This window comes from Campylobacter sp. 2457A, from assembly GCF_020135895.1.
Lineage (GTDB): Bacteria > Campylobacterota > Campylobacteria > Campylobacterales > Campylobacteraceae > Campylobacter_D > Campylobacter_D taeniopygiae.
On record NZ_JACHTO010000002.1, the window covers coordinates 61,757 to 79,142 of the forward strand.

General features: G+C 29.3%; 21 protein-coding genes. 5 read left to right on the forward strand and 16 right to left on the reverse strand.

The genetic code is table 11. From position 1 onward, the window contains the following. Nucleotides 1-13: 13 nt before the first annotated feature. The 8 genes from H2280_RS01140 to H2280_RS01175 form a co-directional block, all read right to left on the reverse strand. On the reverse strand, nt 14-544 hold the full coding sequence (locus H2280_RS01140; RefSeq protein WP_337195335.1) for an exporting protein: 531 nt from the start codon (nt 542-544) through the stop codon (nt 14-16). Continuing rightward, the gene (locus H2280_RS01145) at nt 544-807 is read right to left on the reverse strand and encodes a DUF2018 family protein (RefSeq protein ID WP_137623546.1); all 264 of its coding nucleotides are present in this window, start codon (nt 805-807) and stop codon (nt 544-546) included. Before H2280_RS01145 ends, H2280_RS01140 begins: the two co-directional genes overlap by 1 nt. Nucleotides 808-914: 107 nt before the next feature. Continuing rightward, nucleotides 915-1,475, reverse strand: a complete 561-nt coding sequence (locus H2280_RS01150; RefSeq protein WP_337215421.1) for a 2-oxoacid:acceptor oxidoreductase family protein — start codon at nt 1,473-1,475, stop codon at nt 915-917. After that, on the reverse strand, nt 1,472-2,317 hold the full coding sequence (locus tag H2280_RS01155; RefSeq protein WP_337195337.1) for a 2-oxoglutarate ferredoxin oxidoreductase subunit beta: 846 nt from the start codon (nt 2,315-2,317) through the stop codon (nt 1,472-1,474). The genes H2280_RS01150 and H2280_RS01155 overlap by 4 nt, the downstream gene beginning before the upstream one ends. Then, a complete protein-coding gene (locus tag H2280_RS01160) occupies nt 2,318-3,442 on the reverse strand; it encodes a 2-oxoglutarate synthase subunit alpha (protein WP_337195338.1) in 1,125 nt (374 codons plus the stop codon). Nucleotides 3,443-3,451: 9 nt separating this feature from the next. Continuing rightward, nucleotides 3,452-3,763: a 4Fe-4S binding protein gene (locus H2280_RS01165; RefSeq protein ID WP_137623550.1), complete on the reverse strand. Its 312-nt coding sequence runs from the start codon at nt 3,761-3,763 to the stop codon at nt 3,452-3,454. 89 nt (nt 3,764-3,852) lie between these two features. Next, nucleotides 3,853-4,752, reverse strand: a complete 900-nt coding sequence (locus H2280_RS01170) for a malate dehydrogenase (protein WP_337215422.1) — start codon at nt 4,750-4,752, stop codon at nt 3,853-3,855. A gap of 287 nt (nt 4,753-5,039) precedes the next feature. Continuing rightward, the gene (locus H2280_RS01175; protein WP_337215423.1) at nt 5,040-7,586 is read right to left on the reverse strand and encodes a YhdP family protein; all 2,547 of its coding nucleotides are present in this window, start codon (nt 7,584-7,586) and stop codon (nt 5,040-5,042) included. Between H2280_RS01175 and mltG the strand changes: the two genes are divergently transcribed. The 5 genes from mltG (at nt 7,501) to H2280_RS01200 (ending at nt 11,622) form a co-directional block, all read left to right on the forward strand. Beyond that, entirely contained in the window at nt 7,501-8,502 is a 1,002-nt protein-coding gene (gene mltG, locus H2280_RS01180; protein WP_337195339.1) for an endolytic transglycosylase MltG, read from the forward strand. The two genes, H2280_RS01175 and mltG, sit on opposite strands and share 86 nt — an antisense overlap. Nucleotides 8,503-8,568: 66 nt before the next feature. Beyond that, on the forward strand, nt 8,569-9,000 hold the full coding sequence (gene flgB, locus H2280_RS01185) for a flagellar basal body rod protein FlgB (protein ID WP_137623554.1): 432 nt from the start codon (nt 8,569-8,571) through the stop codon (nt 8,998-9,000). A 9-nt stretch (nt 9,001-9,009) separates the two neighbouring features. Then, the gene (gene flgC / locus H2280_RS01190; RefSeq protein ID WP_137623555.1) at nt 9,010-9,504 is read left to right on the forward strand and encodes a flagellar basal body rod protein FlgC; all 495 of its coding nucleotides are present in this window, start codon (nt 9,010-9,012) and stop codon (nt 9,502-9,504) included. A 6-nt stretch (nt 9,505-9,510) separates the two neighbouring features. Beyond that, entirely contained in the window at nt 9,511-9,810 is a 300-nt protein-coding gene (fliE, locus tag H2280_RS01195) for a flagellar hook-basal body complex protein FliE (protein ID WP_137623556.1), read from the forward strand. Nucleotides 9,811-9,816: 6 nt separating this feature from the next. After that, nucleotides 9,817-11,622 carry a peptidoglycan D,D-transpeptidase FtsI family protein gene (locus H2280_RS01200; protein WP_337195340.1) on the forward strand — a complete coding sequence of 602 codons (1,806 nt, stop codon included), beginning with the start codon at nt 9,817-9,819 and terminating at the stop codon, nt 11,620-11,622. Here H2280_RS01200 and H2280_RS01205 read toward each other — a convergent pair. From H2280_RS01205 to purS, 8 genes are all read right to left on the reverse strand, one after another. Continuing rightward, on the reverse strand, nt 11,619-12,059 hold the full coding sequence (locus H2280_RS01205) for a hypothetical protein (protein ID WP_337215424.1): 441 nt from the start codon (nt 12,057-12,059) through the stop codon (nt 11,619-11,621). The genes H2280_RS01200 and H2280_RS01205 overlap by 4 nt on opposite strands. An 8-nt stretch (nt 12,060-12,067) precedes the next feature. After that, nucleotides 12,068-12,376, reverse strand: a complete 309-nt coding sequence (locus H2280_RS01210) for a rhodanese-like domain-containing protein (protein WP_337215425.1) — start codon at nt 12,374-12,376, stop codon at nt 12,068-12,070. Further along, a complete protein-coding gene (gene htpG, locus H2280_RS01215) occupies nt 12,373-14,202 on the reverse strand; it encodes a molecular chaperone HtpG (protein WP_337215426.1) in 1,830 nt (609 codons plus the stop codon). Before htpG ends, H2280_RS01210 begins: the two co-directional genes overlap by 4 nt. Nucleotides 14,203-14,265: 63 nt before the next feature. After that, nucleotides 14,266-14,634, reverse strand: coding sequence for a fluoride efflux transporter CrcB (crcB, locus tag H2280_RS01220; RefSeq protein WP_337215427.1), 369 nt, complete (start codon nt 14,632-14,634; stop codon nt 14,266-14,268). After that, nucleotides 14,622-15,326: a lysophospholipid acyltransferase family protein gene (locus H2280_RS01225; protein ID WP_337215428.1), complete on the reverse strand. Its 705-nt coding sequence runs from the start codon at nt 15,324-15,326 to the stop codon at nt 14,622-14,624. Before H2280_RS01225 ends, crcB begins: the two co-directional genes overlap by 13 nt. Beyond that, nucleotides 15,304-16,500 (reverse strand): SH3 domain-containing protein, encoded by a 1,197-nt coding sequence (locus tag H2280_RS01230; RefSeq protein WP_337215429.1) that lies wholly within the window; start codon nt 16,498-16,500, stop codon nt 15,304-15,306. Before H2280_RS01230 ends, H2280_RS01225 begins: the two co-directional genes overlap by 23 nt. Next, nucleotides 16,497-17,141, reverse strand: a complete 645-nt coding sequence (gene purQ / locus H2280_RS01235; protein WP_137623563.1) for a phosphoribosylformylglycinamidine synthase I — start codon at nt 17,139-17,141, stop codon at nt 16,497-16,499. Before purQ ends, H2280_RS01230 begins: the two co-directional genes overlap by 4 nt. Further along, entirely contained in the window at nt 17,141-17,386 is a 246-nt protein-coding gene (gene purS, locus H2280_RS01240; RefSeq protein WP_337215430.1) for a phosphoribosylformylglycinamidine synthase subunit PurS, read from the reverse strand. The genes purQ and purS overlap by 1 nt, the downstream gene beginning before the upstream one ends.

Here is a 17,386-nt window from a genome sequence, read left to right on the forward strand (position 1 = left end):
ATTCCTTTTTTTGCTATTTATCCCAACTTGTCAATGGTTTAACTTGTGGTTGGTTAAGATCGATCATAGGGACAACTTGATTATTTTGCGGTGGATTTGGAAGTGGTGTTTTTCTCGGATCTAAAAATTCTACCATCACACGAGACTCCTTATCTTCAATATACACTGTAAAAGTTGCTAAACCCTTATTATAACCACTAAATTCTAAAATAAGCCTTGCTCTATCTATATGTGGATTTGTATAATCAGGAATTAAAGTTTGAGTAACCCAATCCAAATTTCTTCGCAAACTCATCACAAATTGCCTTGGATATTTACGAAATTTAGATTGAACGATGATGTTTGTATTATCAAATAAAGTCCAATAAAAATCAAAATTTTGAACCTTATCCTCATAGCCAACTTCTTTAATTTGCACACTTGCTCTTTGATCTTTTTTAAGAACAAATTTATAAGTATATTCAAAGACTGGAGCCGCGTTTAAATGACTCTCGTGCGCCAAAATAAACAATAAGACAAAAAATAATTTTAACAATCTTTGCATTAACCCTCATGTCCTAAAATTTGGGCACCCAAATCTATGTAAATATCATCTAATCTCTGTTTAATTAAATCTCCATTTTCAAGTATAAAATTTTTAACATCTATTTCATTTAAGCCTTGTTTCTCCAAAAGCTCAATCATACTTATATATTCAGCGAAAAAATTTTCAAATACTTTTTCTAAGGCTCCCAAATTACCATTTTGTATGATTTCTAAAAATTTTTCTTTAGGGGTTTTATTAAACATTTCATCAAAGATATCCATTATTTTCCTTGAAAATAGTAAGTTTTTGATTATAAAATTTTAATCGTTAAAAGTAGCTAAATTGCAAAATTTTTAATTAATAAAATTTGGGGTAAAACCCCAAAAAACTATAATTGAACAGACTTACTCTCTTTGGCGTATTTAACACCTAAATCAAAAGCTTTTGAATTCGCATCGCGAGTTTTTGGTGGAACCATATGCAACATTGTTTCTTTTAAAACATCCAAATCAATACATTGACTCATATAAGCAGCAATGGCTAAAGCTACAACAGATTGCGTTGCAACATTCCCTACCTCATCTTTAGCTATAGTAATAATTGGAATTTCAAAAATCTGCCATCTTTTATAGTCTTCATTTTCAGGATGTACCAAATTAGGTTCTACAACAATAATCCCTCCTTCTCTTACACCACTACGAAAACCCTTATAGCCCTTATCAGCAGTTGAAAGCATAAAATCAACTTCTCCTTCTACAGCATAAGGAAAAAGAATTTCTTTATCATCTATAATAATATCTACTTTTGTAGGACCTCCTCTTACTTGAGAAGTATAAGTTGATGCTTTAAAAGCCTGACGTCCTTCCTTAATTGCCGCTTCAGCTAAAATTTCTCCTGCAGTGATCACTCCTTGTCCGCCTTCACCGCCAAATCTTAATTGATATTTCATTTTAAAGCTCCTAAATCAACCATTCTTTTTTCTTTGGCTGCACGACGCACTTCTTCATAAGCTTGACAATATTCTGGTTGAGAATTATCTTCATGTAAAACCCCAGTTGGAAATTTATCTTTTCTTTCTTCAAAATCCATACTTTCAAATTTAGCTTTTTCTACAACACGATTTTTAATCCAATCAAGCATTGCAGTTGCTTCTCCCATTTTATTTTTTCTTCCTAGATTGATATGACAATTTGAAAAAACATCGACAAAGCTGTAACCTTTGTGCGCTAAAGCTTTATAGATTAAATTTTCAAGCTTATTTGCCTCTATCACATTTCCTCTTGCAACAAATGAAGCTCCTGCAGCTTTTGTTAATTCACAAGCATCAAAATTTGGATCAATATTTCCAAATTGCGCAGTTACGGTATAAAAACCTTTTGGTGTGGTTGGAGAAGTTTGCGAATTTGTAAGACCATAAATAAAATTATTGATCACTATATGTGTTAAATCTATATTTCTACGACAACCATGTATAGTGTGGTTTCCACCAATTGCTAAAGTATCACCATCTCCACTGACCACAATGACATGTTTGGTTGGATTTGCTAATTTTATTCCCGTTGCATAAGCAATAGCTCTACCATGTGTAGTATGCACAGTATTGCAATTGACATAAGAACTCATCCTGCCACTACAACCAATCCCTGAAACAAGACATACATCATCCATGCTCCAACCAAGTTTTTCAATTGCACGGATAATACATTTTAAAACAACACCATCTCCACAACCCCAACACCATTGAGTTGGAAGTTTATCAGTTCTTAAATATTCATCATAATTAAATGCCATTTATATATTCTCCTTCACTTTAGCAATAATTTCACTAGGGGTGATAGGACGGCCATTTGCACGATGCAAACTGATAAAATCACGGCGTAAGCTCACCCTTTCAATCTCTTCAAGATATTGACCCATATTTAATTCCGTAACCATAACTTTTTCAAATTGACTCACCACTTTAGCTATTTTTTTCTCCGCTACAGGATAAAGAGTGATAGGACGAAAAAGACCTACTTTAATTCCTTCTTCCCTAAGTCTTTGAATGGCTTCTTTTGCTGATCGACTTACGCTCCCATAAGCTATGATTAAAAATTCAGCATCATCAAGCATGTACTCTTCATAAGTACAAATATCTTCACGATTGTTATTAATTTTACCCATAAGTCGCTCTATATTTTTTTTCACTATGGTGCCATCTTCTGTTGGAAAACCAATATCACCATGATGAAGTCCTGTTACATGATAACGATAGCCTGTAAAAAAAGGATTAAGCGTTGCAGCTTCATTTTCACCAGCTGCATAAGGTTTATAATCTTTCTTATCGCCTTCAAATTTTTTGCGATTATAAATTTTAATATCTTTTAAATCAGGTAATATCGCTTTACCATTCATATGCCCTACTGTTTCATCCATGAGTAAAAATACAGGTGTCATATATTTTTCAGCCAAATTAAAAGCTCTAATAGTTTCTAAATAAGCCTCTTCAAGCGAAGCAGGTGCGATAGCTATGCTTGCAAAATCCCCATGAGTTGGAGCCTTTGCTTGAAACAAATCCCCTTGCGCTACGCGAGTTGGTAAGCCCGTTGAAGGCCCCCCACGCATAACATTGACTATCACTAGTGGAATTTCAGCTATAAATGCAAGTCCGATTTGTTCTGCTTTTAAAGAAATTCCTGGGCCACTACTTGCTGTCATAGCTTTTACCCCACTCATTGCCGCACCAATAGCAACGCTTATCCCTGAAATTTCATCTTCCATTTGTATAAAAGTTCCATCATTAGCTGGGAGTAGATGACTTAACTCATGGGCAATCTCACTACTTGGTGTAATAGGATATCCTCCAAAAAACTTGCAACCACAATCAATGGCAGCCTGCGCAATTAAAACATTACCTGTTGCTATAATTTCTCTCATTATTTTTTCCTAAGCTAATTTTTTATATTGATTATTTCTAACCGCTAAAGCCCTATCTTTAGCTTCTGGTGTAAGTTTGGCAAATTTAAATTCATCTCTTTTGGCCACCATAATAGCAAAATCAGGACAATGCGTTTCACATTCAGTACAACCTATGCAAGATTCTGGATGTACTACCTCTATCATTTGTCCTAAAACAGCATGCACATCATCACGCATGGCTAAAACTCCTGCTGGACAATAACTTACACAAATATTACAAGCTTTACATCGATGCTCATCTACCCATACTGGAGTATCTTTTGGAGCTTTTATATTCATTATTTTTCCTTTTTTAATTTTTATTCTTGATTTATTATATCCAAAATAATCCAAACTCAACTAAGAAATTTCTAAAATCACTTTTAATTTTATTCCCTATAATGATGCTTAAGTAAAGATAATTCTAATTTTTGTTTTTCCTTGGTGCTTAATTCAATATCCATAATCTCAACCACGCCTTCAAGACTTAATCTCGCCATCATTCCAAAAGCTTTATTTTTAATCCCAAATTTCCCATCTAAGATTATACTCATAGGCAGAAATTCTCCACTTCTAATCGATTCTATCATTCTAATACAAGCACTAGAAGGAGCTAAATAGGCCGAAGTTTTAAGATATTTAATAACCTTGGCTCCACCTGTTTTAACTTCATTTTCTAAATCTTCAAATTCTTCTTCATTTAAATACTCGTCTATATTTTTACCATTAATTCTTGTATGAGATTTAACCAAAACCATATCATCATTATGAAAACCTATGAGTTTGGTGTCTATACTAGGCATTTTAACATTTAATTTTTTAGCCAACTCGTATTTAAAACGCGCATTATCCAAAACTCCCGCCATGGCAATAATTTTTTTAGACGAAAAAAGATTGCTTTGATATAAAATATTAAGCAATAAATCTACCGGATTAGTTAGAATGATAAAAAGGGGATCGGGATTAAATTTTTTAATCTCTTTTGCGCAAGTGAGTAAAATATCAGAATTAAGTTTTAATAACTCTTCTCTACTTTGCCCTTCTTTTCGAGTAAAACCCGCACTAAAAATAACTATATCAGAATTTTTAGTATGTGCATAATCTTGAGTACAAACTAACTTAATATCTAAATTAAAAGCAGCTATGCTTTGAGATAATTCTAATTCCTTTGCGATCAATAACTCTTCATTGATATCAATCATAACAATTTCATGAGCTAATTCACGCAAAATCAAACCATAAGAAAGACTTGAACCAATATTTCCTGAACCGATAATTGTAATTTTCATTTTCATCCTAATTTTATATTGTGTATATTTTTAATTAATTTTTAATTTTTGAGTAATTTTGTAACATATAGATTTTATTTTAATCTACTTGATAAATTAAATAATCTTAAATATAAATAAAAATTAAAATAAAAAAATTATAAAAATGCGTGATAATAATTACCAAAAACTTATATAGAGTATAGTTTTTAAATAGTTATTATCTTTAACTATTAAAAGTATATTATAAATAGAAAAAATTGCAAAGATATATTTAAAGTTTATTTTCATTTAAAAATAAACTTTAATTAGTCGAATAAATTTTTAGGCAATTGTATAATATTTTTAATCAAGTTAAATGGGGTTTTTAAAGTATCACTTAAAATTTGGGTATGAAATTTTGGATCATCGAGCTTTCCATCCACCTTGATATTTGTACTTATTTCTTGATTTTTTCCCAAAATAACATAATTTAAAATTGGAACTTTTGAAATAGTTTCAGAAGCTGATTTTAAAGTTTTTAACTCCAAATTTAAATCTATAGTATCAAGACGTAAATTAGCACTACCTAATCCATAAATATCAACACTATCTCCATTTAAATTAATAGCACTAAAACTCAATAAATCTTTTTTTCGGTTAAAAATAACTTTTCCATTTTGAAATTTTAAACCTTTTTGATTGAAGGTTGGAGTTTTAAACATCAATAAACTAGGAACCGTATCTATAAATGATATCAATTGATTAACACCTTTTAAATCCTTCACAAAAGTATTTTTAAAATCAAATTCTCCATCAAAATAATCAACTCCACTTCCAACAACACTTAAATTAAAAATTCCATCTTGCACTGCTTGTTTTTGTAAAAATTCATTTAAATATTGATCGTTTATGTTTTTAACAAAAAGCTTTAAATCATCCGGACTATAGTAAAAATTTAAATTTGTACCTCCTCTTGAACCTTGCACATTTAAAACACTTGCATTTAGATCTGCTTCTAATTTATCAAAAGCTAAAGTTTTATTCATATCAGCCAATACTAAAGCACAATTAGCCCCGCCAAAAATAATATTTTGTTTATTTTTACTGATATCAAAACTATTTGAAGAATCTTTTTCTTTCTTATAAACATAAGTTAAATTTTTTACCTGTATTTCTTTTTTAAGTGAAGATATTGTAGCACTTATAAGATCACTTTGAGTATTAATATATATAATATCATTTTTTCTTACAACACTAAAACTATCTTTATTATAAGGTGTTTGATTATTGATAAATAAATTATGATTAAAACCTACATCTTGGGCTTGCAAATCAAAATCTTTAAAATCTAAAGTTTTAAAATAAACACTTTTAGCCTCGTTAAAACCAAAATCCTTGAGAACTTTAGAATAGGAAATTAAAATATTGGGATTATTTAAATTAATTTCTAATCCATTTTTAAAATTAGCTATCAAACTCCATTCTGGTATAGTCAATACATCTTGATTAAAATCCAAATTAAGAGTAATATTTTGATTTTTAATATCCAACAAATCATCATCAAAATACAATTTATAAAGTTGAGTATTAAAAATTCCTTGTTTTTCTTTTAGGTTGATTTTGGCATTTATATTGGCTTTGAAGTACTGATTTTCCACATCGGCATTTTCTATACTTAAATTATCCTGCACTAATCTAATCAAACCCTTAGAAATATTCATATCGGCTAAAGATATATTGGCATTATTTAAATAAAAAATTCCATTATGAAGAAATTGACCTTTATCATGAAAATCGATTTTAAGCTCTAAATCGGTTTTAATAGATCCACTTTTTTGATAAAAAGGCAAGTTGAGATGATAATTTTGCAAAGCTTTTTCAAGTTTTTCATCTAATTTTAAATTATCTGATTTTATCCGCAAATAAATTCCAGCCTTTTCTTTATCAAAAAAATCATACAAATAAACTTCACTTTTACTCAAATCTGATCCATTGTAAGAGGCCTTATTAAATTGAAAATCCAATTTTTGCTGACTCAAATTTAAATCAACTCTTGGAATTTCAATAGCATTCATATTATCTTCTAAACGAACTTTAACTTTATTAACATATCCTAAAGCACTTATATTGTCTAAATAATAATTATTTTGTTTAAAATCTATAAAGCCTTGCAAAAAATCCAAATGATAAAATTCCCCAACAGCATTTTTAAATATCCAATGTTCTAAAGTTTTATTTAAGGTAAAATCTTTTCTAATCATAGTCGCTATATTTTGTATATTTGTTGCATTAAGATCATTAATTTTGTAAAGCAATTTATTATCTTTATAACTGATTGTGCTTTTAAAAGTCAAATTATTGCCACTCGCATTTAAATTCAAATTATAAAAATTACTTTTTGTTTTTATTTCAAAAACACCATTTAAATTCAAATCATATTTTTTAAGTTTTAAGGAATTAATCATTCCTAATAAATCACCCTTATTCACAGTGAAAGAAGCTTTCAAAAAAAGATCGTCGCTATCTATAAAATAATCACCATCTTTAAATAAAATTTTTAATTTTTGATTCTTAAAAGATAAATTCTCAATATCCACCTCTTCAACAAAATTATATAAATATTTTAAATTTTTCATTACCTTTAGTAAGGTTTTAGAATCAAAATCAGAATTATCATTTGAAGTATCATTAATATTTAAAACAATATTTTTTGCTCGAAAAATAAGTTTTTTATCTAATTTAATATATAATTGCTGAACTTTTAAAAAATCAAATTGGATACTAGAAATGAATATTCCGTTTTTCAGCACTAAAAATATAATTGATAATAATACAAATAATACTGCTAGTGTATATAATATTTTCTTTTTCATGCGTAACTTCTTATTGATATTTATTTTGGGAATTTGTTATTATTTAACTCAACCTTTAAAAAGCGATTCTGTTATTTTTATACCAAAAGGCTCTATTACTCAGATTATATCATATCTTAAAGAAAAAAAATATGAAATGAGTATTATTGACAAATATATTTTATTTTTTTTAGGGCACCCACAATCTGGATGGATTAATATGAGTACGCAAAAACTAAACAGAATAGAATTTTTATACAAATTAACCGTAGCTAAAGCTGCACTTGAAACAATCACTTTAATCCCTGGAGAAACAAGCGTTGTTTTTTTAGATCAAGTTTCCAAAAAATTAGGACTTAATAAAGAAATACTTTTATCCGAATTTCAAAAACAAGCTCCTTACTTAGAAGGAGTTTTTTTACCAGAAACCTATGAAATTCCAAAAGGAATTTCAGAAAGCTTATTGATAAAAAATTTACTTGCTATTTCTGAAAAATCAAATCAAACCACTTCTAAAAAAATTTTTGGACAATATAATCCCAAAAAATGGCATCAATATATCATCACAGCTTCTGTTATTCAAAAAGAAGCCGCCAATGAATCAGAAATGCCTATAGTTGCAAGTGTGATTTATAATCGTCTTAAAAAAGGTATGAAATTACAAATGGATGGAACTTTAAATTATGGTATTTATTCTCATGAAAAAGTTACACCTCAAAGAATCAGACAAGATAAAACCTTTTATAACACCTATAAATTTGAAGGTTTGCCAAAAGAAGCGGTTTGTAATGTTTCTTTGGCTGCAATTCGTGCAGCTATTTTTCCGGCAAAAACGGATTATTTATATTTTGTACGCGATAAAAACACTGGAGTTCATATTTTTACAAGCAATTTAAACGATCATAATAAAGCCATTAATTTACAAAAAAACAGATAAAAATTTGAAAAGTTGGAACGATATTTGCTTGTTAATTTGTAAAATTATAAATAAAAAGGATAAAAGATGATTGATCCATTTAAATCAAAAGAACTTGTTACTAGTGCTTTAGCAGGTAGAAATCTTAGAAATCAATTGATCAATGCTAATCTTGCAAATGTCGATACTCCTTTTTATAAATCAAGAGATATAGAATTTGAAACTGCTCTAATACATCGTGCTAATGAAATTTTTAAAAAGAGTGATGATAAAGAATTAAAATTAGCCGTAACAGAAAAAGGACATCAAGAACCTTGGAAATTTCCAGATCCTAATAAATCAACCATTTATTTAAGAGATGGACACTTAGCAAGAAATGATGGCAATACTGTAGATTTAGATGTTGAAACTACAGAAATGAGTAAAAATACAGTTATGATTACAGCTCTTGATGGAGTTTTAAGAAAACAAAGTAGTATATTTAGCTCCATACTTGATGCAAGTTCTAAATTAAGTTAAAGGTAAATTATGGCATACTTAAGTGATTTTGATATCAGCGGATATGGTTTAAGTGCTCAACGTTTTAGAATGAATGTTATTAGCTCTAATATAGCTAATGCAAATACAACTAGAACAGCAGAAGGCGGACCTTATAGAAGACGCGAAGTGATCTTTAAAGCGACAGATTTTGATAAACTTTTAAACGAACAAATTAGCAAGGATAATAATTTTTTAAAATATGAAAATCCTTTAAACGATCCTGACTCTCCAGAAGAAGCTAAACCAGCTATTCAAAGTGTAGTCGTGGATAAAGTTGTAAGAGATGATAAAGATTTTAGAATGAAATACGATCCAAGTAATCCTGATGCAAATGCTGAAGGTTATGTGGCTTATCCTAATATCAATCCTGTAATTGAAATGGCTGATTTGATTGAGGCAACAAGAGCTTATCAAGCCAATGTCAGTGCTTTTACAAGTGCAAAAACTATCGCGCAAAGTGCAATTGATTTATTAAGAGGATAATAACGAATGAATAATATTAATGATCTAAGATTAAATAATATTTCAAAAACAAATTCAAACCAAAATATACAACAAAATAATATTGGCGATGAATTTGCCAAAATGCTTAAAAATGAAATTGATGATTTAAATAAAACTCAAAAAACCGGTGAAGCTGCTATGACAGATATTGCCACGGGACAAGTTAAAGATTTGCACCAAGCTGCTATTGCCATTACTAAAGCTGAAAGCAGTATGAAATTTATGTTAGAGGTTAGAAATAAAGCCATTAGTGCCTATAAAGAAATTACAAGAACTCAAATTTAAATTTCTATGCAAGAAAATAAAAAAAATCGCGTTTCAAAAGTCGCCTTTGCTTACTGCATGGCACTTTTGTTCATGATTATTTTTTTAAGTTCAACCTTTATACTCACTTCTAAACGCCATATTCCTAATACCGAAAAAGATCAATATTCTTTAGCTTTGCGTGGCAATATTATCACAAAAGATAATTTTACCGTTACAACCTCAAAGCAAATTTATCGTGCTGAAATTGATCTAAGGAGTATCGATAGAGATAAATTTGATCTTTTTTTAAAACTTTTTCAAATCTATAGTGGATTTAGCGATAAAGAAATTACAGATATAAAAAAAAGAATGCAAAATCAAAAAAAACGCTCTTATAATTTCATCCTTTCTCAAAATTTAGACTCCAAGCAAGCTAACTATCTTAAGGATCTTGCAAAAAAATTATACATACAAGGATTTTTTAAAGCATTTACTAATAGTGCTGGTAAAGTTGAAACCAGAGGTTTAAATATTATCGAACATGAAGAAGATAGAATTTATATGTCACACGATGCACTCACTCCTGCCATAGGCTATACAAAAGTTGTCTTGGATCCAGAAAGCGGGATTTTAAAAAATATCGGTGTTAAAGGCTTAGAAAAATACTATGATCAATGCTTAAGCCCCTTGCAAAATGAAAAAATTCAAGGTTTAAAAGATATCGGCGGAAATATCATTTTAAATTTAAAATCACTACAGCAAAAAAAAATCAATGGTTGTGATTTGTATCTTAATGTTTCTTTAAAACTTCAAAAAAGTATTGAAAAAGCCATCGATGAACGCAATGAAGATCTAAAGGCTAATGAAATTATCGTAGGAGTTATGGATAGTAAAACGGGAAAAATTTTAGCTCTAGCAAGCTCAAGACGTTACGATCCCGAAAATCGCAGCAAAGATTTATCGGTATTAAATGCTAGTGCTATTGAATACGGCTATGAAGCAGGATCGGTAATCAAACCTTTTATTTTTATCACCGCATTAAGACTTAATAAAATAACTCTTGATGAAATCATTGATACTTATGGTGGATCCTATAAATTAGGACGATTTACCATTAGAGATGATCACAGAATGGATAAAATGACCGCTGAGGAGGTTATAAGATATTCTTCAAATATAGGTATGATTCAAATTGCGCAAAGACTTAGCAATTTAGAAATTATCACGGGTTTAAAAACCTTCAATTTTGGAGATAAAAGCGGTATTGATCTTCCTTATGAACAAAAAGGAGAAATTCCAAACCCTAAACATCTAAGAGAAATAGAAAAATCGGTATTAAGCTATGGCTATGGACTTAAGACTACTTTTATGCAATTACTGGCTGCGTATAATGTTTTTAACAATAATGGAGTTTATATTACTCCGCGTTTGGCAGAAAAATATTATCAAGATGGGCGTTTTGTTAATTTAGATAATGATATAAAAAAAGAAGCTATTTTAAATCCACAATCAGCTCAACTTATGCAAAGAATATTAATCGACGTTATCGAAAAAGGAACTGGAAGAAAAGCTTTCACAAAAGGAGTTACTTTAGGAGGTAAAACAGGAACAGCTAGAATTGCTGAGAGGCAAGGTTATACCTCAAACCGTTACAACGCTTCATTTTTTGGTTTTGCCAATGATGCTACACACGCTTATACCGTAGGAGTTTTAGTGAGAAACCCTACTAAGCCTTATAGTTATTATGCGGCTCAAAGTGCTTTACCAATGTTTAAAGATGTGGTTAATATTTTAATCAATGAAGATTTTTTAAAACCGGTACTTGATAACAATCAAACGACTAAAAATTAATCGTTTGATTTAGATTTTAATCTTTGGAATTCTTGCATTAAGAATTCTCTTAAATCTTCTGCTTCCTCTTTGCCGTTTTCTAAAAAATGAATCAAAATATTTTCTAATTTTTCTAAAAATTCAAAAAGCTCATTTTCCCAAATATTATTATTTTTATTACTCAAATTCATTGTCTGGATAAAGGTAAGTTCTCTACTTGCATCACTAAGTTTTTCTAAAAATTGATCTTTATCAGTCTGATTTTTCAATTTCATTTCTTCTATGCGATCCTTAAAAGCTCTGATTTTATCATTAATTACTTCGCAAAATTCTGGATAAATATCCATCTTTATAGGCTCCAATAACGCTTTTTTATCAACATTTAAAATTAATTTTTTCACAGCAAAATAAAGAAATAAAAAAGACAAAGCAACTATTAATAAATATATCCCTATCATTGATTTCCTTAAAGCGCTAACATTCCACCATCTAAATTCACGCTATCTAAACCAAGCCGATCTTTAACATACTGTGCAGCTAACATACTTCTATGGCCACTGCGACAAATAAAAGCTATTTTTTTATCAGATTTTTGTTTAGCTTGAAATTCTTGCAAAAAATTTTCATTTAAAAATCCTTTATGGTCATAAAATGAAACGCGCTCAGCATTAGGTAATACACCTTCTTCCCATTCCAAAGGAGTGCGAACATCAAAAATTTGATATTCGCTTAAATCTTGTTTTGTCCAAACACTAGCTGGAATATTTTCTATCATGAAAAAGCCTTCGTGATGATTTTAGCCAAACTTGTATTAAATTCAGAAGCATTTTCAATCCCCATGCCTTCGCTAAGTTTAGCCATATTTAATACTAAAATTGCAATATCACTATAGAATGTTTCATTATTTTTAAGTCCTGAGAAAATTGCATGTTTTGGATTGATCTCTAAGATAGGCTTTATATTTTGCTCTTGTCCCATTTGCTTTAAAAGCTGCTGCATAGCAAAATCAGGTTTATTTTTATCAAAAACAATACAGCTTGGACTATCTTTTAAACGACTGGTTAATCTTACATCTTCAACTTCATCTTTTAAAAGTTCTTTAAATTTAGCCACAAGCGGAGCGTATTCTTTTTTCTCTTCATCACTTAATTCGTTTTTATCTTCAACTTGATTAATGGCTACAAATTTTAACCCTTCATACTCTCCAAGCATAGGAGTAACCAAAGAATCAATCTCATCATCCATTAAAAGTACTTCTATATTTTTTTGTTTATACTCTTCTAATAAAGGTGAATTCCTAAGTAGGCTTTCATTATTTCCTGTAATATAAAAAATTTCTTTTTGATCTTTTTGTAAGTCATTTTTATATTCTTCTAAGGAACGTAAATTTTCACCTTTAGTACTCTTATAAAACATAAGTTTTAATAAACTCTCTTTTTCTGTTCCAAAACCGTAAAGCCCTTCTTTTAAAACTTTTCCAAAGGTTTTGAAAAAATCTAAATATTTATCTTTGTCTTTATTTTTTAATTTTTCAAGTTCGCTAAGTATTTTTTTAACACTCGCTTCTTTAACTGCTTTTAAAATTTGATTTTCTTGCAAAATTTCACGACTTACATTCAATGGTAAATCTTCAACATCAATAATCCCTCTAACAAAACGCAAATAAGTCGGTAAAAGTTCTTTATCATCATCGCTAATAAAAACACGTTTTACGTAGAGTTTAAGTCCGCTTTGATAATCCACTCTAAAAAGATCAAAAGGAGCATTTTTTGGAATGAAAAATAAAGAACTATATTCTAATTTTCCTTCGCTTTTGGTATGAAGATACAATAAAGGCTTATTAGAATCATGGAAATTTTGTTCATAAAATTTTTCATAATCTTCGGCTTTAAGGCTTGTTTTTTGCATTCTCCAAAGAGCATTAGCTTTATTGATTTGAGTGATTTTTACTTCACTCTTTCCTTCTGTTTCGCCCTCTTTAGCAGGGATATACTCTTCTTTTTCCATAAAAATTGGAAATTGTATATGATTTGAATATTTTTCTATAATGCTTTCAATTTTATAAGAATTAGTAAATTCATCATCTTTTAAATAAAGTGTGATTGTGGTTCCTTGCTCTTCTTTTTTAGCGTCTTCAATTTCATAACCATTTGCATCAGAAGTCCAAAGATAAGCTTTGTCATCCAAAGCTTTTTTACTTAAAACTTCAATTTTATTTGCCACCATAAAAGCAGAATAAAATCCAACACCAAATTGCCCTATAAGTTGAGAATCTTTCTTAGCATCACCGCTTAAATTCTCTAAAAAGCTTTTTGTGCCACTCTTTGCAATGGTTCCTAAATTATTAATCAAATCTTCTTTATTCATACCTATACCATTATCACTAATGGTTAAAGTTTTTTTATCTTTGTCTATTGTAATTTCTATTTTAGGATCAAATTTTAAGCTCTTATAAGAATCATCGCTAACGCTTAAAAAATTCAATTTATCTAAAGCATCGCTAGCATTAGAGACGAGCTCCCTTAAAAAAATTTCCTTATTTGAATATAAAGAATGAATCATCAATTGTAAAAGTTGATTAACTTCAGTTTGAAATTGCATTTTTTCTCCTTTGTATTTTTCAAATGCGTTATTTTAGCAAAAAATACATAATTGTAAAAAAATTTATTTAAAAATTACAAAACCAAGCCAAACTACCAATAAACACAAAATGACATTAAAAACAATATTAAGAAAAAGATGAAAATAATTTCCATTTTGCAAAAGCATTAAATTTTCATAAGAAAAAGTAGAAAAAGTTGTAAAAGCTCCTAAAAATCCTGTATTGATAAAATTTTTAAGTAATGGCGATAAACCTTTATTTTGTGCATAAGAAAAACAAAGTCCTATAGCAAAAGAGCCAAAAATATTTACAAAAAGAGTACCAAAACTAATAGCATGTGGAAAAATTTTATTGATAAAATTAATACTTAACATTCTAAATACAGAACCCAAAAAGCCGCCTATGCCTACAATTAAAATCATATTGAGCATGATTTCATTCTTTCTTGATCTAATATTTCTTGCATTTTTTTTCTAGTATTTTCAAGCCATCTCTCATCGCTAGTATCCACTAAATCCATGCAAATAATCTTTAAATTTCCACCACTTCCCACGCTAAAACTTTTCGTATCTAAAATTTTAGCAGAATCTACAATCAAAATAGGCTGAACTTTCAAATTCAACTTTTCAGTTAAAACTTTAGCTCCGCTTTGGAATTTAAGCATTTTTGCTGTTTTTGAACGCGTTCCTTCAGGAAAAATGGCTAAAACTCTATCTTCATTTAGTCTTTCTTTGGCTTCTTTTAATACACGCACTAAATCTCTTGGATTTTTTCTATCGATACAAAGCAATTTTGGTTTTTTTATAGTGATTTTAAAAAGTGGAATTTCTCCAAGTTCTTTTTTTGCAATCCAGCATAAATTTTTAGGGTATAATTCCTCTAAAGCAATAATATCTAGGGCGCTTTGATGATTCATTAAAATCATATTTGCGCTAGGATTAAACTCACCCACAAGCTCAGTTTTGTAAAAAATAGTATATTTTTGAAATTTAGCCCAAATTCTACGAATTTTCCAAAGGGTATTTTGCGAATTTACAAAACAAAAGCAACATACTACAATTAAAATACTAAAAATAAAAAAAAACCAAAAATATAAAGCTTTAATTTTTTTGTAAATCTTCACGAAGTACCCATCCTATTTGGCCATTTTCAAGAATTACTTTAATATAATCTAATCTTTTTCCTAAAATTTTAACTTTTTCATTAGAATGAGCTGTATAGAAAAAAGTTGAAGGCTCTGTTGGCAAAATTCTTGCTCTTGAACCTGCTTTTAAAATACCGCTTTTTACGCTTGTATCTATGAAAAAACTCAATACAAAACATACTATTGCTAAAACTAAAATGATATAATTTTTTCTCCACACAAATACAAGTGCAAAAACAAATGTAAAAAACCAAAGTGCATATTGTTTATAAATATTAAAATCTTTATTGGTAGGATTTAAATCACTTTGAGTGCTAATTTCATCATCACTAATAACAAGTCTAAAACTCATATTTTCAAGACTTTTAGTATCTTTATTGAAATAAGAAAAATCAAAATGGGTTTTAGATGATGGAAATAAAGCGTAATAAAAACCGGTAGAAGCGTTAAAATCACCTTTTAAATTTTCAACTCCTTGTTTTTGGACACCATCGATATAAAAACTTTTAAGATTTGTATTGGTAGCATTTAATTCAAGCATAACAATGATGCTATTATTATCAAAATTTTTAGTTTTTATCTTTTTTACTTCCAAAGAACTTGCTACTAGGTGTGAAAAATGATTATCACTTGGTGTGATTTCATATCTGATTGGATTTAAATTTAAAGTAGATTGCTGAAAAGCTTCTCCATTTCTAAGTAACTGAATTGAAATTTGCTCTAAAGAGGCATTAGAAGTTTTAGCTTCAAACCATAAAGTTGTTACATACTCGCCTTGTATATTTTTCCATTTTGCATCAGGATTTAGAAAAAGCAAGTCATCGTTCTTTTTTAGATTAATCTTAAAATCAAAATTAGTATTTTCAGTTGTTTTTGCATGAATGGTAATTGGAAAAGCTTCTCCAACATAAACCTTGTGCGGATACTCATCATTAGTAAGCACCAAAGAGCTTTGCGGGATAAAAGGATCTTCAACATTGCTCGTATCGATATCAGTATTTTCATCACTTGGAGCAATATTTTGATAAATTTGCTGCTCCTCTTTTGGTAATTTTTCTAATTCTTTTTGCACCTTTTGAGCATCAAAAACAGAAATTTCTTTTTGAGCAAAAAGACTACAAGAAAATAAAAATATAAAAAATAATATTCTCACATAAAACCTTCTAACATTTTTAAACCTATTTCATTACCTAAAACACTATCACAAGCTCTTTCAGGATGTGGCATGAGACCAAAAATCTTTTTATTCTCATCACAAATTCCAGCAATATCACAAACAGAACCGTTAGGATTTGGTTGATATTTTAATGTGATTAAGTCCTTATCTTCTAATTCTTTTAAAACATCCTCTTTTGCGTAGTAATTTCCTTCTCCGTGTGCAATAGGCAAATTAATAATATCATCTTTTTGAAAATTTCTTAAAAAAACATTTTGATTTGAAACCACTTTTAAATCTTGATTTTTTGAAATAAAGCTTAGTTTTTCATTGTGCTTCATTGCGCCTTTTAAAAGGCCGCTTTCTAAAAGAATTTGAAATCCATTGCAAATTCCTAAAATATAGCCTCCTTTTTTAGCGTGCTCAAAAACACCTTGCATGGCAGGAGCAAGTTTAGCAATCGCTGCACATCTTAAATAATCTCCATAAGAAAATCCACCAGGTAAAACAACCAAATCAGCTGTAAATTCTTTTTGCTCATGCCAGATTATTTCAGTTTTAGCTCCAAGTTTGTTAAATGCATATTCTGTATCAAATTCACAATTTGTTCCAGGAAATCGAATAATTGCTACTTTCATTATTTCTCGCTTATACTCAGTTCATAATCTTCAATCACATTATTAACCAGCAATTCTTCGCACATTTTCGCAATACGCTCTTTAGCTCCTACTTCATCTTTTTCATCTAAATCAATGATGAGTTGTTTGGCCATTCTCACTTCTTTAACTTCGTTAAAATTTAAAGAATGCAAGGCCTTTTCAATAGCCTTGCCTTGAGGATCTAAAACTCCATTTTTTAAAAAAATATTTACCACTATTTTCAT